The 25021-nt window shown below is 64.5% G+C and carries 19 protein-coding genes and 1 pseudogene; 8 read left to right on the top strand and 12 right to left on the bottom strand.

Annotated features, from left to right (window positions below; all coding sequences use genetic code 11):
* Positions 1-7: 7 nt before the first annotated feature.
* The 8 genes and pseudogenes from ASF61_RS06835 to ASF61_RS06800 all read right to left on the bottom strand — a co-directional run bounded on the left by ASF61_RS06835 (position 8) and on the right by ASF61_RS06800 (position 9221).
* Entirely contained in the window at positions 8-1288 is a 1281-nt protein-coding gene (locus tag ASF61_RS06835; RefSeq protein ID WP_056152996.1) for an arsenic transporter, read from the bottom strand.
* Positions 1289-1365: 77 nt separating this feature from the next.
* Positions 1366-1845, bottom strand: coding sequence for an arsenate reductase ArsC (locus ASF61_RS06830; protein WP_056152992.1), 480 nt, complete (start codon positions 1843-1845; stop codon positions 1366-1368).
* Between the two features lie 20 nt (positions 1846-1865).
* Positions 1866-2368: pseudogene (locus ASF61_RS06825) on the bottom strand (arsenate reductase ArsC).
* 14 nt (positions 2369-2382) lie between these two features.
* Positions 2383-2712: a helix-turn-helix transcriptional regulator gene (locus ASF61_RS06820; protein ID WP_056152988.1), complete on the bottom strand. Its 330-nt coding sequence runs from the start codon at positions 2710-2712 to the stop codon at positions 2383-2385.
* 211 nt (positions 2713-2923) lie between these two features.
* The gene (locus tag ASF61_RS06815; RefSeq protein WP_056152985.1) at positions 2924-6118 is read right to left on the bottom strand and encodes an efflux RND transporter permease subunit; all 3195 of its coding nucleotides are present in this window, start codon (positions 6116-6118) and stop codon (positions 2924-2926) included.
* A gap of 36 nt (positions 6119-6154) precedes the next feature.
* Positions 6155-7354 (bottom strand): efflux RND transporter periplasmic adaptor subunit, encoded by a 1200-nt coding sequence (locus ASF61_RS06810; protein ID WP_082491262.1) that lies wholly within the window; start codon positions 7352-7354, stop codon positions 6155-6157.
* A 3-nt stretch (positions 7355-7357) separates the two neighbouring features.
* Positions 7358-8599, bottom strand: coding sequence for a TolC family protein (locus tag ASF61_RS06805; protein WP_056152978.1), 1242 nt, complete (start codon positions 8597-8599; stop codon positions 7358-7360).
* Positions 8592-9221 (bottom strand): cation transporter, encoded by a 630-nt coding sequence (locus ASF61_RS06800; RefSeq protein WP_056152975.1) that lies wholly within the window; start codon positions 9219-9221, stop codon positions 8592-8594. Before ASF61_RS06800 ends, ASF61_RS06805 begins: the two co-directional genes overlap by 8 nt.
* A gap of 65 nt (positions 9222-9286) precedes the next feature.
* Between ASF61_RS06800 and cadR the strand changes: the two genes are divergently transcribed.
* Together cadR and ASF61_RS06790 are read left to right on the top strand one after the other, a co-directional pair.
* Positions 9287-9682 carry a Cd(II)/Pb(II)-responsive transcriptional regulator gene (gene cadR / locus ASF61_RS06795; protein WP_056152974.1) on the top strand — a complete coding sequence of 132 codons (396 nt, stop codon included), beginning with the start codon at positions 9287-9289 and terminating at the stop codon, positions 9680-9682.
* 767 nt (positions 9683-10449) lie between these two features.
* A complete protein-coding gene (locus tag ASF61_RS06790; RefSeq protein ID WP_056153168.1) occupies positions 10450-11097 on the top strand; it encodes a DUF1349 domain-containing protein in 648 nt (215 codons plus the stop codon).
* 241 nt (positions 11098-11338) lie between these two features.
* On the opposite strand, the gene ASF61_RS06785 is transcribed toward ASF61_RS06790, so the two are convergent.
* Positions 11339-12085: a helix-turn-helix transcriptional regulator gene (locus tag ASF61_RS06785; RefSeq protein WP_229205744.1), complete on the bottom strand. Its 747-nt coding sequence runs from the start codon at positions 12083-12085 to the stop codon at positions 11339-11341.
* A 34-nt stretch (positions 12086-12119) separates the two neighbouring features.
* On the opposite strand from ASF61_RS06785, the gene ASF61_RS06780 reads away from it, so the two are divergent.
* From ASF61_RS06780 to ASF61_RS06755, 6 genes are all read left to right on the top strand, one after another.
* Entirely contained in the window at positions 12120-13202 is a 1083-nt protein-coding gene (locus ASF61_RS06780) for a cytochrome P450 (protein WP_056152968.1), read from the top strand.
* Positions 13199-13543 carry an antibiotic biosynthesis monooxygenase gene (locus ASF61_RS06775; RefSeq protein ID WP_056152965.1) on the top strand — a complete coding sequence of 115 codons (345 nt, stop codon included), beginning with the start codon at positions 13199-13201 and terminating at the stop codon, positions 13541-13543. The genes ASF61_RS06780 and ASF61_RS06775 overlap by 4 nt, the downstream gene beginning before the upstream one ends.
* 146 nt (positions 13544-13689) lie before the next feature.
* Entirely contained in the window at positions 13690-15960 is a 2271-nt protein-coding gene (locus tag ASF61_RS06770) for a bifunctional diguanylate cyclase/phosphodiesterase (RefSeq protein ID WP_056152962.1), read from the top strand.
* A 280-nt stretch (positions 15961-16240) separates the two neighbouring features.
* Positions 16241-16942 carry a response regulator gene (locus ASF61_RS06765; RefSeq protein ID WP_056152960.1) on the top strand — a complete coding sequence of 234 codons (702 nt, stop codon included), beginning with the start codon at positions 16241-16243 and terminating at the stop codon, positions 16940-16942.
* Positions 16943-16953: 11 nt separating this feature from the next.
* Positions 16954-18147 carry a cell wall metabolism sensor histidine kinase WalK gene (locus ASF61_RS06760; RefSeq protein WP_200919817.1) on the top strand — a complete coding sequence of 398 codons (1194 nt, stop codon included), beginning with the start codon at positions 16954-16956 and terminating at the stop codon, positions 18145-18147.
* A gap of 272 nt (positions 18148-18419) precedes the next feature.
* Positions 18420-19949: an FAD-dependent monooxygenase gene (locus ASF61_RS06755; RefSeq protein WP_056152957.1), complete on the top strand. Its 1530-nt coding sequence runs from the start codon at positions 18420-18422 to the stop codon at positions 19947-19949.
* A gap of 64 nt (positions 19950-20013) precedes the next feature.
* Here the strand turns inward: ASF61_RS06755 and ASF61_RS06750 are convergent, their stop codons facing one another.
* Genes ASF61_RS06750 through ASF61_RS06740 form a run of 3 tightly spaced genes read right to left on the bottom strand, consistent with a single transcriptional unit; the run spans position 20014 to position 25021 of the window.
* Positions 20014-23061 carry an efflux RND transporter permease subunit gene (locus ASF61_RS06750; protein ID WP_056152954.1) on the bottom strand — a complete coding sequence of 1016 codons (3048 nt, stop codon included), beginning with the start codon at positions 23059-23061 and terminating at the stop codon, positions 20014-20016.
* Entirely contained in the window at positions 23058-24197 is a 1140-nt protein-coding gene (locus ASF61_RS06745; RefSeq protein WP_056152950.1) for an efflux RND transporter periplasmic adaptor subunit, read from the bottom strand. Before ASF61_RS06745 ends, ASF61_RS06750 begins: the two co-directional genes overlap by 4 nt.
* 20 nt (positions 24198-24217) lie before the next feature.
* Positions 24218-25021 carry a MipA/OmpV family protein gene (locus tag ASF61_RS06740; RefSeq protein ID WP_162241975.1) on the bottom strand — a complete coding sequence of 268 codons (804 nt, stop codon included), beginning with the start codon at positions 25019-25021 and terminating at the stop codon, positions 24218-24220.

Genomic DNA, 25021 nt, shown 5'->3' with positions numbered 1-25021 from the left:
TTCTCCATTAAGCCAGGCGCACAGCCAGTGCGGCCAGGGTGATGAGTAGTACCGGCAGCGTCAACACGATGCCGACCCGGAAGTAATAGCCCCAAGAAATCTGTATGCCCTTGCTCGACAGCACGTGCAGCCACAGCAGCGTGGCCAGGCTGCCGATTGGCGTGATCTTCGGTCCCAGGTCGCTGCCGATGATGTTGGCGTAAATCATCGCTTCGCGCACCGCGCCGGTGGCCGTGGTCGCATCGATCGAGAGTGCGCCGATCAGCACGGTCGGCATATTGTTCATGCCCGAGGACAGCAAGGCGGTGATCACGCCGGTACCGAACGCGGCGCCCCACACGCCGTAGCTGGCGCATTCGTTGAGCACGGCGGTCAGGTAATCGGTCAGGCCGGCGTTGCGCAGTCCGTACACCACCAGGTACATGCCGAGCGAGAACACCACCACCTGCCACGGCGCGCTGACCAGTACTTCGCGGGTGGAAATCCGGTGTCCGCGGCCAGCCACCAGCAACAGCAACACTGCACCGGCTGCCGCCACCGCGCTGATCGGCACCCCGAGCGACTCGAGCCAGAAGAACCCCGCCAGCAACAAGGCCAGCACCCACCAGCCGGCGACGAAGGTGGCGCGGTCGTGGATGGCCTCGGCAGGCGCCTTCAGTTGAGCCAGGTCGTAGTTGGCCGGAATATCCTTGCGGAAGAACCACAGCAGGGCGCCCAGGGTGGCGGCCACGGCCACCAGGTTGACTGGCGCCATTACGGCAGCGTAGCGCGCAAAGCCGATATCGAAGTAGTCGGCCGAGACGATGTTGACCAGGTTCGATACCACCAGCGGCAGGCTGGCGGTATCGGCAATGAAGCCTGCCGCCATCACGAACGCCAGAGTGGCCCTGGCGGAAAATTTCAGGGCGCGCAGCATGGCGATAACGATGGGCGTGAGGATCAGCGCCGCGCCGTCGTTGGCGAACACCGACGCCACGGCCGCGCCCAGCAACACCAGCAGCACGAACAGGCGCTGGCCGCTGCCCCGGCCCCAGCGCGCCACGTGCAAGGCCGCCCATTCGAACAAGCCGGCCTTGTCCAGCAGCAGGCTGATGATGATCACGGCCACGAAAGTGCCGGTGGCGTTCCAGACGATGTGCCACACCACTGGGATGTCGCTGCTGTGGATCACGCCGGCGAGCAGGGCGACAGCGGCGCCAGCGGCAGCACTCCAGCCGATGCCGAGGCCGCGCGGCTGCCAGATCACCAGGACCAGGGTGGCAAGGAAAATCAGAAAGGCGAGAAGCACGTGAGCTCCTGGTAAATTATGTCAGACGAGGGGGCGCCGGTCGGCCTTGGGGCCGACCGTGAATCCGCAGTTGTGGCTCAGGCCAGGATGGTGCCAATCTTGTCGAGTTCGGCCTTTAACTGCGCCCTGTCGTTGGCCAACTGGTCCAGCGGCAATGCCAGGAACGCCTCGATGCGGGCGCGGATGATGCGGTAGGTTTGCTCGAAGGCAGTGTTGATCTCTTCTTCGGTGCCGACCACGTGGCCGGGATCGTCAACGCCCCAGTGCGTGCGCAGCACCGGACCGAGGTAGGCCGGGCAGGTTTCACCGGCGGCGCTGCCGCACACGGTAACCACGATGTCCGGCGTTAGCGGCAGGTCGTCCCACGATTTGCTGTAGTAGCCCTCGGTCGAAATACCCTTGCTGTGCAACAGCGCAACGGCGCGCGGATGCAGCTTGCCGGCCGGCTGGCTGCCGGCGCTGATCGCCTTCAGGCCGCTTGGGGCGAGATGGTTGAAGGTGGCCTCGGACAGGACCGAGCGGCACGAGTTGCCGGTACAGAGAAACAAAATATTCATTGATGTATGCGGAATGGACATTAAACGGCGGTTCCGCCGATGGCGTGGATTTCGCGCTGGATGGCATTCTTTTCCAGCAAGTGCAGCGGCAGGCTGATAAAAATGTTCATGCGGGCCGTGATCTGGCGGAAGATGCGGTTGAATACCGCTCGCTTTTCCTCGACGCTGTTGACCAGGGCCGCAGCTGGGTCTTCAAAACCCCAGTGGGCCGACATCGGATGGCCTGGCCAATGCGGGCAGACCTCACCGGCAGCGTTGTCGCAGACGGTGATGATGAAGTCCATGTGCGGCGCCTCTGCGGCGCCGAACTCGTCCCAGCTCTTGCTGCGTAGCTCTTGCATTGGTAACCCGTATGCGCCACTTGCTCGATGGCGTAGGGATTGACGGTGCCGCCAGGATGGCTGCCAGCCGAATAACCCTTGAAACGACCCTTACCCATGGTCGTCAACAAGGCTTCGGCCATGATGCTGCGTGCCGAGTTGCCAGTACAAAGGAACAGCACGTTGTAGACTTTCTCTTGCATGGTGAGTCTCCAGGTCAGGTGGGCGAGTTAGTGATATCGCTGGCCGACTGTCCACAAGGAACGCCGCCGCAGCAGTTTTCGGTGAGATAGCCGATCAAGCCGTTCATCACGGTGATATTGGCCGAGTAGATGATGAAACGTCCCTCACTACGCGAGGTGATCAATCCGGCGTGCGTCAATTCCTTCAGGTGGAAGGACAGCGATGACGGCGCGATGTCGAGTTGCTCGGCAATTTTAGTGGCTGCCATGCCTTCGGGGCCGACTTGTACCAACAGCCTGAAAATGGCAAGCCGGCTTTCTTGCGCAATGGCCGCCAGGGCGGCTAATACCTGTTTGGTATCCATGATGCGTACTTTCATGATTCGAGAAACATGGAAGTATAGTATCTTAGGTTATACGATACTTCAAGTAATATCGAATTATTTTGCTACTCTTTGACTAGAGCTTCTACGCCGAGCGCTGGTGAACGCAGCGGCAGTGTTGCCGGTGTACAGCACTGCCCTTTGCGATCCTTCCCACCAATCCAGGACACCGCTCCGTGTCCTGACAAATTCATCAACTGGCGGAGCTATGCACTTGGGCCTCTAAGTTACTTTTAGGACGTCCGATTTTTGCATACAGCGCAGGCAAAACAAACAGTGTAAGCAGTGTTGCCGTCAGTAGCCCTCCGATTACCACGGTCGCTAACGGCCGTTGTACCTCAGCGCCCGCGCCGGTAGCCAATGCCATCGGCACAAAGCCCAGCGACGCCACCAGCGCCGTCATCAACACCGGGCGTAACCGGCGTTGAGCGCCCAACCGCACTGCGTCGCGCCATGGGTGGCTCTTGGCCAGTTCATGGATGGCTTCCATCATCACCAGGCCGTTAAGAACCGCTACGCCGGACAAGGCGATAAAGCCGACCGCTGCCGAAATCGAGAACGGCAACCCGCGCAGCCACAGAGCCAGGATGCCGCCGATCAGTGCCAGGGGCACACCAGTAAACACTATTGCCGCTGCGCGCCACGATCCGACTGCGGAGTAGAGCAGCACGATAATCAGTACGAAGCAGGCCGGAACGACCACCATCAGACGCGAGCGGGCGCGTTCGAGGTTTTCAAACTGCCCGCCCCACGTCAGCCAGACACCAGGGGCGCGTTGCACCTTGGCATTGATCACTTCCTGCGCCTCCTGGACGACTCCGGCAATATCGCGGCCGCGCACATTGGCCTGGACCACCACACGCCGCTTGCCATTTTCCCGGCTGATCTGGTTCGGGCCCTTCGCCAGTTCCAGCGCTGCAACCGAGCCGAGCGGCACAAAACTGCCCGATGGTGTCAGTACCGGTAACTGGCGCAGGGTTTCGATGTCGTTGCGCTCGGCATTGTTCAGCCGGACCACGACGTCGAAGCGGCGGTCGCCCTCGAACACGGTTCCCGCCTCCCGCCCGGCAACTGCCGCAGCGAGGGTGTCGAACACGTCACGCGCGCTCAAGCCTACCCGCGCCATGGCATCGCGATCGGGGCGGGCGGCGAGTAACGGCAGGCCGTCCACCTGTTCCACTCGCACGTCGACAGCGCCGTCAACCCGGCGTAGCTGTTCCGCTACCTGTTCTGCAGTACGCAACATGGTTGGGTAATCGTCCCCGTAGACCTTGACCGCGATATCACCCCTTACGCCGGCCAGCAGTTCGTTAAAGCGCATCTGGATTGGTTGCGTCAGCTCGTAGCTCTGGCCCGGAATATCGGCCACCGCATGTTCGATTTTCTCCACCAACTCTGCCTTGCTCAGGGACGGATCTGGCCACAGCTTGCGCTCCTTGACGATGATAAACGTATCGGTGGCATTGGGTGGCATGGGGTCGGACGCCAGCTCCGCCGTGCCGGTGCGGGAAAAGACCAGCTTCACTTCAGGCAGCCGCGCTACCGCCTTCTCGACGGCGAACTGCATTGCCTGACTTTGCTCGACAGATGTTCCTGGAATCCGCGCGACCTGCAGCAGCACATCCTGCTCATCGAGCGTGGGAAGAAACTCCTCTCCCAGCGTCTGGAACAGTAGCAAGGCGCCCAAGAATACGCCGGCGGCGGTGCCAGCTGTCAGCAGCGGACGAGCCAGTGCACGGTCCAGCGACGGCTGATACCAGCGAGCGACCGCCGCCGTGAGGCGGTTTTCCTGGTGGCTGACAGGGCGCGACAACCACAGGCCGATCAGCGCCGGTACCAGTGTCAACGACAGTACGAAAGCACATGCGAGCGCCAGGATGACGGTCACTGCCATCGGCGTGAACATGCGGCCCTCGACACCTTCGAACGTCAGCAGCGGCACATACACCAGCATGATGATGGCCTGGCCGTAAACGCTGGGCCGTATCATTTCGCGCGCCGCCGCTGCGAAGACTTCGCGGCGCTCGGCTCTCTCCAGCGGTCGGCCGGTGGCCTGTTGCCGCTCACCGAGTCGGCGCAAGGCATTTTCGACGATGATCACGGCACCATCGACGATGAGGCCGAAGTCCAGCGCTCCCAGGCTCATCAGATTGGCCGACACCCCCGCGCGCAGCATCCCGGCAGACGTGAGCAACATGGTGATCGGGATCACGGCCGCAGCGATCAATGCCGCCCGCAAATTACCGAGCAGCGCAAACAGCACCGCGATCACGAGCAGGGCGCCTTCGGCCAGATTGGCCGATACGGTCCCAATGGTCGCATCGACCAGGCGGGTGCGGTCCAGCACCGGCTTGATGATGATGCCGGGAGGGAGTGATCGGGCGATTTCCTTGAGTCGAACGCCGACCGCAGCGGCAACCGTGCGACTGTTTTCCCCGATGCGCATGACCGCTGTCCCGACTACGACTTCCACGCCGCCTTCCGATGCCGAACCGAAACGCGTTTCCTGGCCAATGCCAACCGTCGCCACCTGCGACAGCAGCACCGGGGTACCGTTGCGCGTGGTGATGACTGCCTTTTCCAGCTCTTCAACGCTGGTGACCAGCGCATCGGCCTGCACCGTCAACGCCTCGCCGTTTTGCACAACGATACCCGCCCCAGCACTGGTGTTGTTGCGCTCCAGCGCCTCTGCCAGTGCGGTGAGGCTGATGCCGAAGGCTGCGAGGCGCTGCGGGTTTGGCGTCACCACGTATTGTTTGACATAGCCGCCGATCACGTCCACCCCGGCTAACCCGGGGGTGTTCTTCAGTTGCGGCGCGACGATCCAGTCCTGTACCGTGCGTAAGTACGTAGCTTTATCGACGGCTGTCCGTAGTACTTGGCCCTCTGGCGTGACATAGCTGCCGTCGGCAGCCATTCCGTTGGTGATACGGCTGTCATGCGTGCTGGAAAATTCGACGGTCCACATGAAGACGTCGCCCAAGCCGGTGGCGATTGGCCCCACCGATGCGGTCACTCCAGCGGGCAGAACCCGCTCGACCGTGCGCAGCCGCTCCGCAATCTGCTGGCGGGCAAAATAGATATCGGTGCCGTCCTTGAAGACGGTGGTAATCTGGGCGAAGCCATGACGGGTGAGCGAACGCGTCGACTCCAGGCCCGGGATACCGGCGAACGCCGTTTCAATGGGGTAGGTGACCTGGCGCTCCAGGTCACTTGGCGCCAGCGCCGGCGCATTCACATTGATCTGGACCTGGGTATTGGTGATGTCCGGCACGGCATCGATAGGCAGTCGCGCCATTGCCAATGCGCCCAAAATAGCCAGGAAAAGGGTGGCGAGCAGCACTTGCCATGGGCGCTGGACCGACACATTTACGATCCGCGCGATCATGGGGCGCCCCTTCCACAAGTCGGCATACGACGGCCATTAATCATCGTGGTCACCTGCCTCGCCTTTACCGTGTTCGGCCTTCAGGATGAACGTGTTGGCGACCGCAATCTGTTCAGTTCCTTCCAATCCCGACTGCACCGTGACATAGTTGCCCGCTGCCTTGCCCAGCACCACCGGCCGGATCGCGAAGCCTCCTTTCTCGCGTACGAAGACACTCGGCTTTTCTTCCACCGTTTGCACCGCACTACGGGGAATCGCCATGCTCCCCGCGCCTGAAGCGCCGGCCAGCGCAATGCTGACACGGATCGTCTCGCCCACGCGCCAACTCGCCTTGGCGTCGTCGAGCGCAGCAAGGGCGCGAACCTGTCGCGTGGCAGGATCGAGGATGCGCGAAAGGTGGGTCAATCGGGCCCGTGCGGTGCGGTTCTCTGACATGAGATCGACCTGCGCGCCCACAGCGAGGCGCGCGGCATCGGCTGCTGTCAACGACAGTTCGATCGACAAATGGCTTAAATCAGCTACCTCGAACAATTTCTCATCGCCATCGATGACGTCCCCGACATTGATCTGACGGAAGGTGACGACGCCGCCCAACGGGGCCACGAGACGTAACTGCCCGGACGTGCTGCCGCCGCCAGTCCCGGCGCTGCGTAGCTGCTGCTGCGCCAGGCGCAGGCGGGTGCGAGTTTCTTCCAGCGCGGTTTTGGCAACCTCATATTCCTGGCGCGACGACACTTTTTCAGCAAACAGTCTTTCCTCGCGCAGGAACGTTGCTTCAGCAAGCGCGCGTTGACGTTCGGCGATGGCGGCATCGGCGCTCAATTGTGCAACTTCCCGGCTGTCGATCACGGCGAGCACCTCCCCGCGCGCAACTTGTTCGCCAAGCGTCTTGCGAATCTCTACAACGCGGCCCCCGACCGAACTGCTGACAATGGCCGAACGTTGGGGATCGACGATGATCACGCCTGGCGCTTCGATGGCACCGGCAAAGTCGGTGCGCACGGCGCCAAGTTGTATACCTGCGGCCTTGATCTGCTGGTCGCTGAGTTTGACGAAGTCCGCATGTTCGTCCTCGTGTTCGCCGCTATGTTTCTCAGCCGGTGGCTTTGCCGGCGCTGCTGCCTTGGCACCCGTTGTTGATTCCCGCCCCGGCTCCTGTTCCGGCAAGGGCTTGCGCGTGCACCCGGTGATGACAAGAAGGGCGATGAGCGCGCCGATACGCATATGGTGTTGCATGGGTCAATCCTTGTAGAGGGGGGCGATAGTGCCGTGCAGGTAAGCCAATTGTGCTTGTGCGGTATGGAACGCCGCCAGCGCATCGACGGCCGCCTCACGGGTTTCCGCCAGGGCGCGTTCGGCCTCGATCAATTCAAGTTGCGGGAATTTCCCCTCGGTATAGCCAAGCCGGGCGATTCGTGCTGCCTCTTCTGCGGCAGCCAGTGCCGGTCCCCGTGCCGCCTCTGCCGCCGCGAGGGCGTCGGCGACATCGACCTGGGCGTGAGCCAGTGCCTGGTCGGCATCCTGGATTGCCGCGTCCCGTTCCGCCTGGGTACGTTCATATTCAGCCTGAGTCCGGGCAAGCGCTTGCGTTCCCTGATTAAACAGAGGGAAGGGTATCGAGATACCCAATACGGCAGCGCGATCCGGATTGTCGCCGAACCTGCGGCTGCCGGCGACGAGCGTCAGGTCGGGGATGCGGTCGCGGCGGGCGGCGTCCACGCGCGCACTGGCCGCCCCCAGGCGCGCCTCGGCTGCGGCAGTGGCGGGAAGTAAGACGTGCACGGGTTGTTTCGCTTCAACGAGCGCACCGAACCAGGGTGCCCTGATGGCGCCGGGTGACAGGTCGCCTGTGTACCTGCCCAGATCGGCCAACGCCAGTTTCAATGCGCGCTCGGTTTTACCCAGTTTGACCTCGGCATTGATGAGCATGACACGCGCCCGTTCCTCCTCGATCGGCGATGCTTTGCCTGCCGCAACCCGCTCGTGCGCGGCATGCGCTGCCTGCCTGGCCAGCTCATGGCCGCTGCGCGTCACGTCCAGCCGCTGCTCTGCCGCAGCGGCCACGATGAACGCGATGGTGACGCGCTGAGTGATGTCGGCACGGGTCGTGGCCACGCCGAGGTTGGTGGCGCCGCGCTCGGCCTCAGCGACGCGGCGGCGCGCTTCGCGTTTGCCTCCCAGCTCGATCGGGACCGACACCGTTATCGTGCGCTCGCTGCTGCCAAAATCGGCGTACCGTCCGGTACCCATGACGTTTTCGGCCTCGTATGACAGGGTGGGATTGGGACGTAATCTCGCCACCTCGATATTGGCATCGGCTGCACGCAGCGCAGCTTCGGCCGCCACAATGGCGGGAGCGCGCTGCTGGGCCCTGGATATCGCATCTCCCAAGGAGAAGGTCATGGTTTCGGCATGCAGCGGAGACAGGAGCGTAGTGCACAGCAGCACCCCGCTGGTAATCAGGCGTACACGTTTATGCATGCTGTTTCTCTGCGATTTTCAGCTCCTGGCGGGCGCGGCCGATTACCTCGCGCGCTGCGGTGAGGCCGAGAAAGGCCATGATCACGGCCACGACGATGTCAGGCCATGCGGCGCCGGTGCCGAACACGCCCAGGGCGGCCAACATCACGGCGATATTGCCGATCATATCGTTGCGGGTGCAGAGCCAGACCGAGCGCATGTTGGCGTCACCATCGCGGAAAGCGTATAGGCACCAGGCGACTACTCCGTTCGCGACGAAGGCCAGGATACCGACCGCCCCCATGGTTTCCGCCACCGGCGTGTGTCCGCCCAGGCCCGTCCAGAGCACACGGGCCAGTACCAGCAAACCGAATATTCCCATCACCAGGCCCTTGGCGTAGGCCGCGCGGCTGCGCCATACCACGGCCATGCCGAGCACAAACAGTGAAACACCGTAATTGGCGGCGTCACCCAGGAAATCCATGGAGTCAGCCAGCAGCGATGCCGAGTGTGCCTGCATGCTGGCAACCACTTCTACCAAGAACATTGCGGCGTTGATCAGTAGCGCAATCCAAAGGACTTTGCGATAGCGCGGGTCTGGCGCACGCGCGGATCCGCAGGAACCTGAACAGCAATCAGCCATGACACTCTCCTAATACAAAAGTGCATTAGAATCCCTCTAGTTACTACAGGGTCAAGGGGAATGTGATGAATTTGAAAATAGGTGAGTTGGCGGCGCGAACTGGTTGTTTGCCAGAGACGATTCGCTACTACGAGCAGCGCGGCTTGCTCAGCGCCCCGGCTCGCTCAAGCGGCAACTATCGGCTGTACGGCGCGGTGCACGTGGATCGACTCACGTTTATCCGACGCTGCCGCAGCCTCGATATGTCGCTCGATGAAGTGCAGGCGCTTCTGGCGCTTCAGGATGAACCTGAGCAGCCCTGCGGCGGTGTGAACGACCTGGTTGACCATCATATCGAGCTGCTACGGGCTAAAATCGATGAATTAAAGGCCTTGCAAGACGAGCTGTTGAAGTTGCGCGCTAGTTGTCAAAGCACGGTGCGTGTGCGCGAATGTAAAATATTGCGTGACTTGATTTCCTGATTCGATGCGCGGACAACGTGGAGAGAAGTTGCCAGCAACCCATTTGGAGTGTAATTGCATTGCCCTCGCGCCAATCTTTGGCCGCAGCCAGCGTCATCATTTGCGGAGTAATTTAATTCTCACGCGCATGGCATGCCGAGTGATTCCGAAATTCTGCCCGGTAACGTGCAGTAGATTGTGAGGGTGACGCTGCTACACTGTCCATGTCGAATCGCAGCCACACCAAGCGTCCTCGACTTTTTTTTGGGTATGGGTGAGGGTAGGGGCGCCGTAGATTTTCATGAAATTGAGCGTACATGCGGGCTGTGACGGATTTTAGGGATTCCACCGTCTCCGCCAGAACCCCAAAAACCCGCTTCGGCGGGTTTTTTCATTTCTGCCTTTCTCATAGGGGAAACGGCCTTTTTTGCGTCCTGTAGCGTCCGCTACGATCCATGCCAAGCCAGCGCGCACTGGGGGGTAGGCTGGGGGGTAGGCCTCCATGTCTCCCAGCCCGTCCACGCTGCTTTTCCAGCTGAGCTGACAGGATAAGGGAAGCCGGCAGCGCGTTCATGGTCAAGATGATGACGGCGGCAAAGATCACGTGATCGCTGGAACCGCAAACAGATGATCAGGTCGAGATTCCCAGAGACGACAGTCAAACTCATCTCGATGTTGGTTACCGGATGGTCGATACGAACTATTGGCAAATGGCTCAGCGCACAATAAAATGGCTGTTGCCAATCCGGCAATCCATGGATCGTGATCGAATGTTAAAAGCGACAATTATGAAAAAACTCATCCTCGCACTCAGCCTGTTATTTGGCGCAGCCGAAATTCATGCACAAAATTTAGAGAAATTGCAGTGGTTTAACCAACCTGAGCGTTGGGAAGTCAAAAATAATGCGCTGATCATGCAGGTGACACCGAAAACAGATTACTGGCGGATATCGCATTATGGATTTACGGTCGATGATGGTCCTTTCTACTATGCGACGTACGGTGGAGAATTCGAAGCCAAAGTTAAACTGATCGGCGCCTATAAGGCACGTTTTGATCAAATGGGATTGATGATCAGAACTGATCACAAGAACTACATCAAGACCGGTGTCGAGTTCGTGGATGGAAAATTTAATATCAGCACCGTCGTAACGCATGAAAAGAGTGACTGGAGCGTACTGGAACTCGAAAAAGTACCTCCTTTTGTCTGGATCAAGGTCGTCCGCAGACTGGATGCCGTGGAAATTTTTTACTCGTTGGATGACAAAAACTACGTCATGGTCAGAAATGCGCCCCTTGAGGACAATGCTCCGGTGATGGTCGGACTGATGGCTGCCAGTCCCGATGGTGACGGTTTTGAAGCCAGATTCGAGAATTTCTCGGTCAAGCATTTAGCTGATCAGCGTCGTCTGGAGTGGTTGAAAAGCCATCCCTGATTTTTTTAAAAATTCCAAATTGCTGTAAGGTGAATGCAGGCGGCTGGCTTCGGCCCGTAGCAGCGGGAGGCAGCCGCTTGAAAATGGGAGCGTGATGGCATGTTGAAGAGTAGCCATCGAAAACTCAGGGATAAAATTACCTGGATGGGCGCCCGGTTCCCCCGCGACACAAAGAGATACTGCTCCGGTCGAATGCAGCGGCTGGCATGGCCAGGTCAACGATCAGCAATCGCTCCACACCTCATTGCAATCCACTCAAGCCAAAGCACGCCAGCATCTGGCGCTGTCCTTGTAGCGGCACGCTTAGGGCGCGGCTGTCGAGATCCTGCTCGACCCAGCCCTTCTTCAATGCCAGCTGCAGCAGGGCCGCGCCAAGCGCACCGCCGAGATGGGGGCGGCGCTCGCTCCAGTCCAGACAAGGACAGGCGAAGCGGCGGCGCAGCTTGCGCATGGCCGGCAGGTCCAACCCGAGCTGGTAGCACTGCTGTTCGCCGGTCGGCGTGAGATCGTACTGGTTGTCGCCGATCGGCGCCAACCAGCCCTGTTCGGCGAAGTGGTCGTGAAGCCGGACGGCAACCGTGCCCGCCATGTGGTCATAGCAGGTGCGCGCGTGACGCAGTCGTTCCGGCGTGTTGGGCGTGAACTGGGTGCGCTGCAGTCCCGCCCCTCCCGCCACCACCAGTAGCGCTTCCAGGGCAGTGGCAACGTCCGGGTTGGCGATCTGATAGTAGCGGTGCTTGCCTTGCGCCTGAAAGACGACTAGGTGATCGTCCTTCAGGCGCGCGAGGTGGGCGCTGGCGGTCGAGGCGCTGATCTCCGCCACGACGGAAAGTTCGGTAGCGGTGCGGGCGTGACCGTCGAGCAGGCAGCACAGCATGCGGGCGCGTGCCGGCTCAGCAATTGCGCCCGCGACGCGGGCGAGGTAGTGGTCGGCATGTACATCCATAGTTTGGCGTGGGACGAAATGTCGCTGTCGAATTTTCAGCATACTGCAATTTCCTCAACTTTGGTGGAATTATGAAATGCTGAATCCCGTTGCGGCCGTAACGTGCGCCGACCCCTATGACTACTACGCATCGCTGGCTAGCGCACCGCGCCTTGGCTGGCATGGCACCATGTGGGTGGCCGCCAGCCCGGCGCTGGTGATGGAAGTGATGGCACATCCGGCTTGCCGTGTGCGTCCAGAGTGCGAGCCGGTGCCGTCGGCGATTGCCTGTGGCAGCGCGGGCGAGGTGTTCGGCGCGCTGGTACGCATGAACGATGGCGAGCGCCACGCTGCGCCCAAGGCCGCCCTGCAGCGCTCGCTGGGCCGCGTGGCGCTGGACCAAGCTGGCGCGACCGCCACCTGTATCGCGCGGGAACTGGCAGGCACGGTACCGATGACGGCAGTGCACCTGTCGCAGTGGATGATGGAAGTTCCGGTGCGTACCGTCGCCAGCCTGCTGGGCTTTAACGAGGCGCAGCTGCCATCGCTGACGATGTGGATGAACAGCTTCGTGGCCTGCTTGTCGCCGCTCAGTAGCGCCGAACAGATCGAATCGGCGCACAGCGCAAGCCTAAAACTGCTGGCCGCTTTCCGCGCCTTGCTGGAATCGCCGCGTTCGGGCTCCCTGCTGGAGAAAGTGGCGCAGGAAGCGCAGGCCGTCGGCTGGGACAGCGATCATGCGCTACTCGCGAATTTGGTGGGCCTGCTATCGCAAACCTACGAGGCGACTGCGGGCCTGATCGGCAATAGCATAGTGGCATTGCAGCGCGGAACGTCCCGGCCCGACGATGCAGCGACCCTGGTACGCGAAGTGGCGCGGTTGGATCCGCCCGTGCAGAACACGCGCCGCTTCGTGGTGGAAGATGCGTACGTCGGCGGCGTGCGCGTGGAGAAAGGTCAGGTGATCCTTCTGTTGCTCGCTGCCGCCAGCCGTGACCCGCGCGCCGCAGGGCGAGTATTCGGTTTCGGCCACGGTGTGCATGCCTGTCCGGGCCAGGCACTCGCCGAGACGATTGCGGCCGCTGCATTGCAAACCCTGCCCGGGATACCGCACATGCCGTGGCGTTATCGTCCTTCCGTGAACGCGCGTGTTCCCGAATTTTTTGAGGAGATAAAATGATTGCAGTAATTTTTGAAGTCTTGCCGCACGCCGAGGGCAAGCACAAATACCTCGAAATCGCTGCGTCGCTACTTCCTCTGCTGGGGCAGGTGGATGGATTCATCTCGATCGAGCGCTTCCAAAGCCTGAGCAATCCGGGCAAGCTGCTGTCCCTGTCTTTCTTCCGCGACGACGCGGCGGTGGCCCAGTGGCGGCAGTTGGAGGCGCACCGCGCGGCGCAGTCGCAGGGACGCGGTGCCTTGTTCGAGGACTACCGCCTGCGTATCGCAAGTGTGGTGCGCGACTACGGCATGAGCGAGCGCGCACAGGCGCCGGCAGACAGCCGTGTATTAAACGGGTAAAACCTGGCGCCAAGCCGGTGCCCCCGGGCAGGGAAGGTAGGGATGCAACACTCCGCACGTTTTACGTGACATTTTCCACAGTGCAATATAACATTACATTCCTTCAACGCTAAAGTGAGCGCCGCGCCCGAACGGGCTCTTCCCCCATGGGCAATGTCTATAACATCGCGAGATGGCGCGAGCACACCTTCTCGTCGCTGATGTCGGTGGTCATTATCGTGGGCGCCATCTCGACCGTGGCCATCATCCCGTTCCTGCTTCAGAATCGCATGTGGCACGTGGTGATCGCCGATCTGCTGGCCCTGGCCTGGATGCTGGGCATCTGGCGTCTCAGGCGTCTGTCTTATGTGGCGCGCGTCTATAACTTTCTGGCGGTCGTCTATGCGCTGGCGATCGTCCTGATGTTGTCGGTCGGCTCGGCCAGCCTCAGCTATCTTCTGGGGCCGCCATTGATTGCGGCCATCCTGCTCAACCTGCGCTCGGCATTGGTCGCCACCGGGCTGGGCGTGCTGGCGCTGGTCGTCATCGGCGCCACCGGGCATATCGAGCTGAGCGTGCCTGGCTGGGGCCATGCTCCGCTCAAGTCCTCACTGGTGGCAGCGATCAACTACAGCACCGTGGCCTTGATGTTGTCGCTGATGAGCAGCACGCTGCTGCAAGGCCTGGCCCGTTCGCTGTCGGAACTGGAGCTGACGTCGGCCGCCGTGTCGCGACTGAGCGACATGGTGTTGATTTTCTCGGCGGGAAGCGCGGGTGATGCCGAGCGCGTCATTATCTTCGTCAACGATGCATTCCTCAAGCGCACCGGTCACACGCGCGAGCACGTGCTGGGGCGGAACCTGCGCATTCTGCAGGGACCCGACACCGATGCCGGCGTCATGGCCGGCCTGCAGCAGGCGATGGAGAAGGGCCGCTCGTTGAAGACGGAGATGCTCGCTTACAGCGGCGCCGGCGACAGCTTCTGGCTCGAACTTGAAGCCATGCCGTTTACCCGCAGTGGTGAATATCTGAGTCACTGGGTCGTGGTCAGCCGCGACATCAGCGAGCGCAGGGCGGCAGCCCAGGCGATCCACCGCTCGGCCTTCTACGATGTCCTCACCGGGCTGCCGAACCGGCGCCTGCTGATCGAGCGCCTGAGCGCCATCCTGGCCGAGACCCGGCCAGGCGCTGCGTGCGGCGCGGTGCTCTATCTCGACATCGACAACTTCAAGAACATCAACGATGAACGCGGCCATGCGATCGGCGATGTCGTCCTCGACAACGCAGGCAGACGCCTGGAGCAGGCGCTGCGCGGGCGCGGCATGGTGGCGCGCATTGGCGGCGACGAATTCGTGATCCTGCTCGAACCGCGCGACGCGCAGCAAGATGCGACGGTACCTCTCGCGCTGACAGTGGCGGCGGACGTGCGCGCAGCCCTGGCACACCCGCTGCAGCTCGACGGCCAGCACTACCGGATTTCGGCCAGCATCGGGGTGGCGCTGGTGGTACCCGGCGCCAAACCGCACGACCTCCTGCGCGAGGCGGACACCGCCATGTACCACGCCAAGGCAGGCGGGCGCGACGGCGTGATGCTGTTCGATGGCGAGATGCTGGCCGATGCGCAGCGCAAGCTGACACTGGCGCGCGACCTCGGTGCGGCGCTGGCCAACGGCGAATTGTCCACGTACCTGCAGTTGCAGGTCGATCGCGCGGGCGCGGCGGTGGGCGCGGAACTGCTGATGCGCTGGCGCCGTGCCGACGGCAGCGCGATACCACCGGATGTGTTCATTCCGATTGCGGAGTCCAGCGGTCTGATTGTGGCGCTCGGTCACTGGGTGCTGCGCCAGGCGTGCGAAGCGTGGCTGGCGCTCGACCGTGCCGGTAAGCCGATGACGCTGTCCATCAATGTCAGCCCGTTGCAGTTCCGTCAGCCCGATTTCGTCGATCAGGTCCGTGCCGTGCTGACAGCCACCGGCACGCCCGGGCAGCAACTGGTTTTCGAGGTCACGGAAGGCCTGCTGATCGACGAAATCGACCAGACCATCGCCCGGATGCACGAGCTGGCTGCCCTGGGCATTCGGTTCTCGGTGGATGACTTCGGCACCGGGTACTCGAACCTGGCGTATCTGCGCAAGATGCCGCTGTTTGAACTCAAGATCGACAAGAGCTTCATGCGCGATACGCCAAACGACCACAACAGCACTGCCATCGTCCATGCCATCCTGGCAATGGCCGGACACCTGGGGTTGCGGGTGGTGGCGGAAGGCGTGGAAGTTGCCGCGCAGGCGGATTTCCTGGGGCAGCAGGGCAACGTCGTGATGCAGGGGTTCCACTTCCACCGGCCGGCGCCGCTCGGCGACGTGCTCAAGCAACTGGCCGGTTCAACGGCTGCAGCGCCGGACAATGCGCCTCGGCCCGGGCTCCTCGAACTGAATTGACTGGCAGCTTCGGGGCCTAGCGTGGCGGAGCCGTTTCGGACGTTGCGTTAAGTTTTCGCAAGCCAGGGCCGGCGCCAGTGGTGGCGGTGCGGATGGCTGGCATTCGAGCCCGCTGCACGGTCGCACTTCGGCATCCGTCTCAGTGCTTCCGCAAGCGCAAGACCCGAGTCACCGCGCTGTCGATAAGCCTGTATGCCGTGCGCTTCGATGGCGAGGGCACGGGCCGCCATTTCCCCTATAATCCGAGCGACAGCTCCTGCCACCACTACACCCTGCACCAATGAATACACTCCCAAGCGGCAAACGCATCCTGATCGTGGAAGACGACGCCGACAGCGCCAGTATTCTCGAAGCCTACCTGCGGCGCGATGATTTTCAGGTGGAGATCGCCCGCGACGGCGTGCAGGCCGTGGATTTATACGCGCGCTGGCAGCCCGACCTGGTGCTGCTGGACCTGATGTTGCCGCGCCTGTCGGGTACCGACGTGCTGTCCCATATCCGCCGCTGCGGCGATACGCCCGTGATCATGGTGTCGGCCATCGGCGACGAGCCGGAAAAGCTCGGCGCGCTGCGCTACGGCGCCGACGATTATGTAGTAAAACCCTACAGCCCGAAGGAGGTGGTGGCGCGCACCCACGCCGTGCTGCGGCGCTGGCAGCCGCGCGTCGATGCCGGCAGCGTGCTGCGCCACGGTCCGCTGACGGTCGATACGGCGTCGGTCAGGGCGGTGATCGTGGACCCGGCAGCGCGCGAACATGCGCTCGATCTCACGCCCACCGAATTCCAGCTGCTGGCGCTGATGCTGCGCGCACCGTTCAAGGCGTTTACCCGCAGCGAACTGCTGGCCGCCTGCCTGCCCGACAGCGACGCCCTCGAACGGGTGGTCGATACCCATATCTCCAACCTGCGCCGCAAACTGGGCGCCCATGGCCTCGACAACGTGCTGCTGACCGTGCGTTCGATCGGCTACCGGTTCCAGTGACCGGGCCAACCATGCCCACCATGCGCGCCATGTTCGCGCGGTGGCGGCGCCAGGGTGTGCCGCTGTGGGTCTGGATGGGCCTGCGCATGAGCATGCTGGCGATCGTCGCGGTGATCGCCATCGCGCTCACCATGTGGTGGTACCTGAACGCCAAGGAGCAACGGTATCTGCGCCAGGTGCCGGCGGACGTGAGCGCGCAGCTGGAAGTGCTGATCCGCGAGCCGCAGAAAAACGCCGACCAGATCTGGAGCCTGCTGCGCGAGCATTACAATATCGCGCTGTATCTGCCCACGCTGCCGAACGACGACTGGTGGATGCTGGTGGCGATGGTGGTGATCGTCACGCCGTTCCTCGTCATCAGCGGGTTGCTGGTGTCGCGCTCGATCTCGCGCCAGTTCACGGTGCTGGGCGCTGGTGTGCGCAAGGTGCGCGACGGCGACTTTTCGATCCGGCTGGCGCCGGCGCCGCGCGCGCCGCAGGAGCTGGTGGAACTGATCGATAATTTCAACGACATGGGCCGTCGCCTGGCCCAGTACGAGCGCGAACTGAAAGAGTCGAGCGCCATGCTGGCGCACGAGCTGCGCACGCCGCTCAATGCGGCCATGGGCCGGCTGCAGGCGATCCTCGACGATGTGTTCCCGCTCGACCCCGAACAGCTGCGCAAGGTGCACGCCCAGCTCGAGCAGATCAACCGCCTGGTCGGCGACCTGCACCTGATGTCGCTGGCGCGCGCCGGCCAGCTGGGCCTCGAGATCGACCGCTTCGGCGTGCGCGAGCTGCTGCTCGAGCGGCTCGAATGGGCCACGCTGTCCATCGCGGCGGCAGCAATGGAGGTCACCACCCGCTGCGATCCGGCGCTGTTACTGCGGGCGGACCGCGACCGCGTCGGCCAGACCGTGTCCATCCTGATCGACAACGTGCTGCGCTACGCCGGTGACGGCAAGGCGCTCGACGTGGCAGCCTACGCCGATGGCGCCATGGTGTGCATCGTGGTGGCCGACCGTGGTCCCGGCATGGACCAGGAGCATCTGGCGCGCGCAGTGGACCGGTTCTGGCGCGCCGAGGACTCGCGTTCGCGCCACCTCGGCGGCAGCGGGCTCGGACTGGCCATCGCCGCTGCCATCTGCGAAACCCACGGCGGCACGCTAACTTGCGCCAACCGCCGCGGTGGCGGGCTCGAAGTCGTCCTCAGGCTGCCGCGCTAGCGCTGTCGCCGTCGCCCGTGCTGCACCACGCCGGCAGCGCAGCGGGTGCGCTTGCAAATCAATTCCAGCTGCACTAGTATCGCTGCTGTCGGAAAAGGCAGACTTGGTCTGGTTAGCCCAAGTCCTTTCGGTAACGAAAGCTCTGGTCTTTGGTCTCGCACCGGATCCCCACGACGAACATCGGCGCGCCCCGTGGCGTGTCGCGTGATTCGTCCGTGGTATGCCCGCTGCGAGAAACGCTCCGGTCGACCATCGACCTTACAGGAGCCCTCATGCATATCCGTCATCCTTCCCATCCTCTGTACGACGTCATCATTGCCGGCGCCGGCCCGGTCGGCCTGTTTCTCGCCTGCGAACTCGGTCTTGCCGGCCTGTCGGTGCTGCTGCTCGAGCAGGCCGAACACCCGGCGTCTTTTCTGAAGCAGTTGCCGTTCGGGCTGCGCGGCCTGTCGGTTCCGAGCCTGGAAGCGCTGCAGCGGCGCGCACTGCTGGACGCCGTCGCCCCCGATATGTGCGCCCAAGTCGGCGGTGCATCGTCACGCCGACCCGGCGGACACTTCGCCGGCATCCAGTTCTTTCTCGACGATGTCGATACCGCGCGCTGGAGTTACCGGCTGCCCGGCGCATTCACCAGCCCTGCCAGCGTGACGATGGCGCGCCTCGAAGCCGCCCTGACCGCGCGGGCGCTGGCGCTCGGGGTTACCATCGAACGGGGCTGCGGCGTCCACACCGTGGCGCCGGGAGACGACACCGTGCGCGTATACGCCGGCGGGCAGGTTTTCAGCGGCCGCTGGCTGGTCGGGTGCGACGGCGGGCGCAGCACCGTGCGCAAGCTGTGCGATTTCGCGTTTGCCGGGACCGAACCCGCATTGACCGGCTACTCGGCCGACGTGACGCTGGGCGACCCGGCCGAGCGCCAGCTTGCAGCCGGGCGCCATGCCACGCCCACCGGCATGTACAGCTTCCAGCCGCCCGGCTTCGTGTCGATCGCCGATTTCGACGGCGGTGCTTTTCATCGTAGCGCCGCCATCACGCGCGAGCACGTCGAGGCGACCTTGCGCCGCGTGTCCGGTACCGACGTCACCCTCACCGCGCTGCACCGCAGCGCCACCTGGACCGATCGCGCCTGCCAGGCGAGCACTTACCGGCAGGGCCGCGTGCTGCTGGCCGGCGACGCGGCGCACATCCATTCGCCGCTGGGCGGTCAGGGCCTGAACCTGGGACTCGGCGACGCCATGAACCTGGGCTGGAAACTTGCCGCCACCGTGCGCGGCACCGCGCCTGCCGCGCTGCTCGACAGTTACACCGCCGAGCGCCACCCGGTGGGCGCGCAGGTCCTGGCATGGTCGCGCGCCCAGGTGGCGCTGATGCGGCCCACGCCGGGCGCTACGGCGATGGCGGCAATCACGCGCGACCTGATGGCCACGCGCGACGGCGCCACTTTCTTCGCCGAGCGCGCGTGGGGCGCCATGCTGCGCTACGACCTGGGCGACGGTCACCCGCTGGTCGGGCGCAGCGCGCCCGATTTCGTGCTCGACGGCGGCAGCGCCCTCAGCGCCTGCCTGCAACCCGGCAACGCCGTGCTGCTCGATTTTTCCGCCAGCGCGGCGTTACGTGGCCTGGCGCAAAGCTGGTCCGGTCGCCTGGTGTATGTGGCCACCGGCGCCCAGGACTGCCTGGGATTGACAGCACTGCTGGTGCGTCCCGACGGGGTGGTCGCGTGCGCCAGCGATGGCGTACCCGATCCGGCGCAGTTTGCCCGGGCGGCGTCGCGCTGGCTCGGCGCACCGGTTCAGCGCTGATTCAGCGCCGGTATAGCGCTGATTCAGCGGTAAGTCACTGACGCAGCCTGCGTGCGGCCGCACCTCACGCCGTGTTGCGCCCCGTGCGCAGCGAGAACAGCAGCTCGTACGCCACCGGTATCAGTCCCAGCGTGACCAGCGTGCCCAGCGCCAGCCCGCCGATCATGGTGAGCGCCATGCCGGTCCACAGGGGACCGGCGAACAGCATCAGCGGCACCAGGCCCACGATGCAGGTCAGCTTGGTCATCAGGATCGGGCGCAGGCGCGTGATGGCGGCGGCCACCACCGCCTCGCGCCGGGCGCTGCCGGTCGCCAGTTCGGCATCGATCCGTTCGAGCAGCAGCACCGCGTTGTTGACGATGATGCCGGCCAGCGCCAGCAGGCCGAAGGTCGCCATGAAGCCGAACGGATAGCCGGTGACCAGCAGCGCGGCGGCCGCGCCGATCAGCACGAACGGCACGCTCGAGGCCACGATCACCACCTTGCGCAGCGAATTGAACTGCCATACGAACAGCAGCAGGATCGCGCACAGCGCGTGCGGCATGAGGCCCAGCAATGCCTGATTGACTTCGGCCGAATCCTCGAGCTCCCCGCCCAGCCTGATCTTGTAGCCGGGGGGCAGCCGGATGCCGGCGATGTCGTCGGCCAGCGTGGCGGCGATCTCGCTGGCCGTCATGCCGGGATTGCGGCCGGTGACGGTGACGGCCGGCGTCAGGTCGCGCCGCACGATGACCGAGGGTTCGCTGGCAGTAGCGACGCGCGCTACCGCACCGAGCGTCACCGGTGCACCGTCGGCGGGGTAGATCATGGTTTCTTCGGGCGCGCCTTGTTCGCCGGCGTCACCGCGCAGCACCACCGGCACCGTCACGCCATCGTCGTGGATGCCGGTGACGGTGGCGCCGCCGTAGCGCAGCTGCAGCGCCCTGGCGATGTCGGTGCTGGAGACGCCGGCGCGGCCCGCCTTGACCTGGTCCACCTCGACCACGTAGCGCGGTGCGCGCGCCTCCCAGTCGTCGTGCACGTCCACCGTGCCCGGCAAGTTGCGCAGGCGCTGCGCGATGCCCGCGGCGACCTGCTGCAGCACGGCCTGGTCCGGTCCCGACACGCGGTACGCCACCAGGCCCGACTCGGTCGATCCGAGCGAAAAGCGCTTCGGTTCGGCGCGGACGTCGGGCATGCTGGCCAGCGTGTGACGGCGCACGCGGTCGATCACGGCATCGACGTCCGTGCCGGGCTTCACGCTGACCGTGAAGTAGCCGATGTTGGGCGCCGGCAGCGCCGGTGCGAGACCGAGCACGATGCGCGGGCCGCCGTCGGCGACGTAGCCGATGCTGTCGACGATTTCCGGGTTGGCTGACCGGTCGCCGAGCCAGGTGCTCAGGGTGCGCACCCGCTGCAGGGTCACGCGCGTATCCACGCCCGGCTGCAGGGTCACCGGTATCTGGAACTGCAGCCGGTCCGAGCGCGGTAGAAAGTCATAAGGGATCGACAGCAGCACCGTCACCGCGCCGGCCAGCGCCAGCGACATGGCGGCGATGAACAGCAGCTTGTGGTCGAGCAGCGTGGTGATCGCGCGGCGGTAGGCGCGGTAGAAGCGGCTATCGTGGTGCGCCGCGCCCGCGTGCTGCGGCGTCACCCTGGCAAAGTGCAGGCACAGCAGCGGCGTGACCGTGATGCTGAGCAGCCAGGAGCCGAGCAGGGTGACGGCCAGCACGATGGCCAGCGATTGCAGGTACTCGTTGGTGGCGGTCTGGCCGAAGAAGAACGGCGAGAACGCCAGGATGATGGCCAGCGACGAGGTCAGGAGCGGGATCGCCAGCGTGCGGCCGGCCTCCTGGCAGGCGTGAGCGCGCTCTTCGCCTGCTGCCAGGCGCCGCTCGATGTCTTCCGCGATCACGATGCCATTATCGACCAGCAGCCCGAGCGCCAGGATGATGGCGGCGATCGACACGGTCTGCAGTTCCACATGCAGGGCGCGCATGGCGATCAGCGCCGCCAGTATCGTCAGCGGCACGATGGCACCCACGATCAGGCCCGTGCGCCAGCCCAGGAACAGCATCACCACCGCCATCACGATCACGATGGTCTCGCCCATGACGTGGTGCATCTTGCCCATTTCGCGCGCCACCACGTCAGGCTGGAACGTCACGATGTGCAGCTGGAAGCCCACCGGCAGCTGTTCCCTGGCCCGGTCCAGTCCCACGCGCAGGGCCTTGCCGAAAGCTTCCATATTGCGTCCGGCGGCCATCGACACCGCCATCACGACGGCCGGCTGGCCCTGGTAAATGGCGGCGCTGTCGGGCGGATCGGCGGGCATCAGCCGCACGTCCGCCAGATCGCCCAGGTGCACGGTACGCGCGCCCGTGCCGCCCTTGACGCGGATCGGCGCCTGGCGCAGCGAGTCCACGCTGGTCAGCATGCCGGTCGTGTCCAGCGACATGGACATGCCGGCTACCGCCGTCAAGCCGCCCGGCGCCACGATGTTTTGCGTTTGCAGCTGCGCGATGACGGCCGCCGGCGCCACGCCCGCTTCAGCCAAGCGGGCGCGGTTGAAGGAGAGGTACACGCGGTCCTCCTGCAGGCCATGCATGCTCACGCGCTCCACGCCATCGACCGTGTAGAGCTGGGCGCGCATGGCGCGCAGCGGGCCGCGCATCTCGCTCATGCCGAAGCCCGGCGCCGTGATGGCGATCGACGCGGCAGCCACCCGGCCAAAGTCGTCATCGACGACGGGGCCGACCGTGCCTTGCGGCAGGGCGCCGCCGGCATCGGCCGCCTTGGCGCGCACGCGCAGCCACAGCGCGGGCAGGTCGCGCACGTTGTCGTAGGCGGTGAGCTGGATGATGGCGTTACCGGTGCGGGCGCTGGAGACGATGCGCTTGATGCCGGCGATCTCGCGCAACTGCTCCTCGAGCGGTTTGACCAGCAGCTCGGCCACCTGGGTGGCCGGCATGCCCGGAAACGACACGGCCACGGTTGCCTCGCGCACCGTGACCGAAGGTTCCTCCTGTGACGGGAAATCGAGAAAGGTCACGATACCGACGATGAGCAGCAGCAGGGCCACAACGATCGTCAGCCGGCTATGGGAGAGGGCAGCGCGGGTGATGTTCATGGCTGCTCCCCGGCGTTGAGCGTGGACGCGGACTGGTACGGCGCCACGCGCTGGTGGTCGGTCAGGAACGCGGTGCCGGCGCCGGCCACTTCCTCACCCGGCCGCAGGCCCTGGCGGATCTCGATGCGCTCGCCGTACTGGCGGCCCAGCACCACCGGCCGGCGTTCGAGCACGTTGCCGTTGCGGTGGAAGACGAACACGTGGCCCGCGCCGGCCTTGGCGCCCAGCGCTACTGCCGTCAACGGCACGCTTGTCATGGGCGGCGCACCGGCGTCGATGGCAAGCGACAGCGCAGCGCCGCTGCGCAGCGGCGCCTGGCCGGCTTGCGGTCCCGGTTGCAGGTCGAAGATGGCTTGCACCGTGCCGCCGGCGTCGAGATGGCTGGCCAGGCTGCGCAAGGCCAGCCTGACCGGCGGGCTGGCGTCGGGCTGGTCCGCGCTGCGCGCGGTGAGCACAGCGCCCGGTTTGAGCGAGGCAGGCAGCAGCGCGGCAGGCAGGTCGGCCACCACCTGCGGCGGGCCGTCGCCTTCGATCTGCAGCACGGTCTGGCCGGCAGCGGCCAGCGCGCCCGGTTCGGCCAGGCGCGTCCTGATGCGCCCGGCGTACGGCGCGCGCAGCACGCCCTGGCGCTGCGCCCGTTCCGCCAGCTGCAGCGCGGCGCAGGCCGCGCCGTGGGCGGCGTCGGCCATCGTCACGGCCAGCTGCGCTGCATCGAGCGTGAGTTTGGCGGCGGCGCCGTCGGCATACATGGCCTGCTGCTGGCGCAGCTGGTCGCGCCGCTCCTGCAGCTGGCCGGCGGCCGACCTGACCTGGGCCTGCGCCTGCAGCACCTGCAGGTGGGCCGGCTCCGGGTCGAGTGCGGCCAGCACCTGGCCGCGGCGGACGGTGTCGCCCACATCGACCATCACGCCGGCCAGCCGGCCGCCGCTCTCGAAAGACAGGTCGGCGCGCTGCGCCTGCCGTACCAGCGCCACGAAGCGGTAGTCGCCGCCAGCGGCGGCGGAGGCTGTCACCAGCTTGACCATGCGCAGTGGCGCTTCGGGCCGAGCCGGGCGGCGGTTGCAGGCCGCGAGCTGTGTGCTGAGCGCCGCCAGCAGCGCCACCTTGAGCAGCAGGGGAAGGGAAGTTCGGGTCATCGCATGTGCCTCCTCAGCTGTCAGTACGCATAGCGGATGGTCGTCATCAGATCGACGGGGTTTTTGCGCGCCACGAGCGGGCTGTCGCCGGCGCGCGCGGCGAACGGCATGGCAGTCAGTTGCACCGAGCTGTACCAGTGCTCGGCCAGCCTGTGTTCCCACTGGGCGCTGACCGATACCGCATACAGGCCGCCCGCAGCGCGGTAGGTGGCGAAACGGCTGTTGGCCGCCTGCGCATCGGTCACACCGAAATAGGCCTGGTTGTAGCGGCCGTTGCCGGCGTGGATATTGGCGCCCAGCGCCACGCGCTCGGCGCCGGCGTCGATCACGTTCCACTCCGCGCCCACGCGCAGGTTGTGCCGGTCCACGCGCGACTTGAGCGTGACGTCGGCTTCGGCGCTGATCGACAGCGCGGGGGTGAGCTGCTGGGCGATCAGCGTGTGCCAGGTGGCCGATCCCGGCACCTCGCCCATGCCGGCCAGGTCGCGCCCGCCGGGGCGCAGCAGGCTCGATTTGACGCCGCGCCCCTGGTCGTAATGGACCGACTGCGACACGTAAAAGCCGCCGTCCGTCAGCAGTTGCAGGCCGGCGCCGCGGCTGCTGTCGATGAAGAACACGCCGCGCTGGGCGTACACCACGGGCACCAGCGTCACGCTAGTGTCGCGCGATCCCAGGTAGCGCGGCGCGACCCGCATGCCGGCGCCGATGGCGGCTTCGAGCTTGTCGCCCAGCAGGTAGTTGACGGTCAGTTCGGCGCCGTGCGCGGCGGGTGCCGTCGCGAACAGGGCGGCGGGCAAAAACAATGGGCGGAGGTGGTTGAGCAT

The sequence above is a fragment of the Duganella sp. Leaf126 genome (assembly GCF_001423125.1).
In the GTDB taxonomy this organism is placed as follows: Bacteria; Pseudomonadota; Gammaproteobacteria; order Burkholderiales; family Burkholderiaceae_D; genus Rugamonas.
Note: the sequence above shows the minus strand (reverse complement) of the source record. Positions and strands in the feature narration are given on the sequence as shown.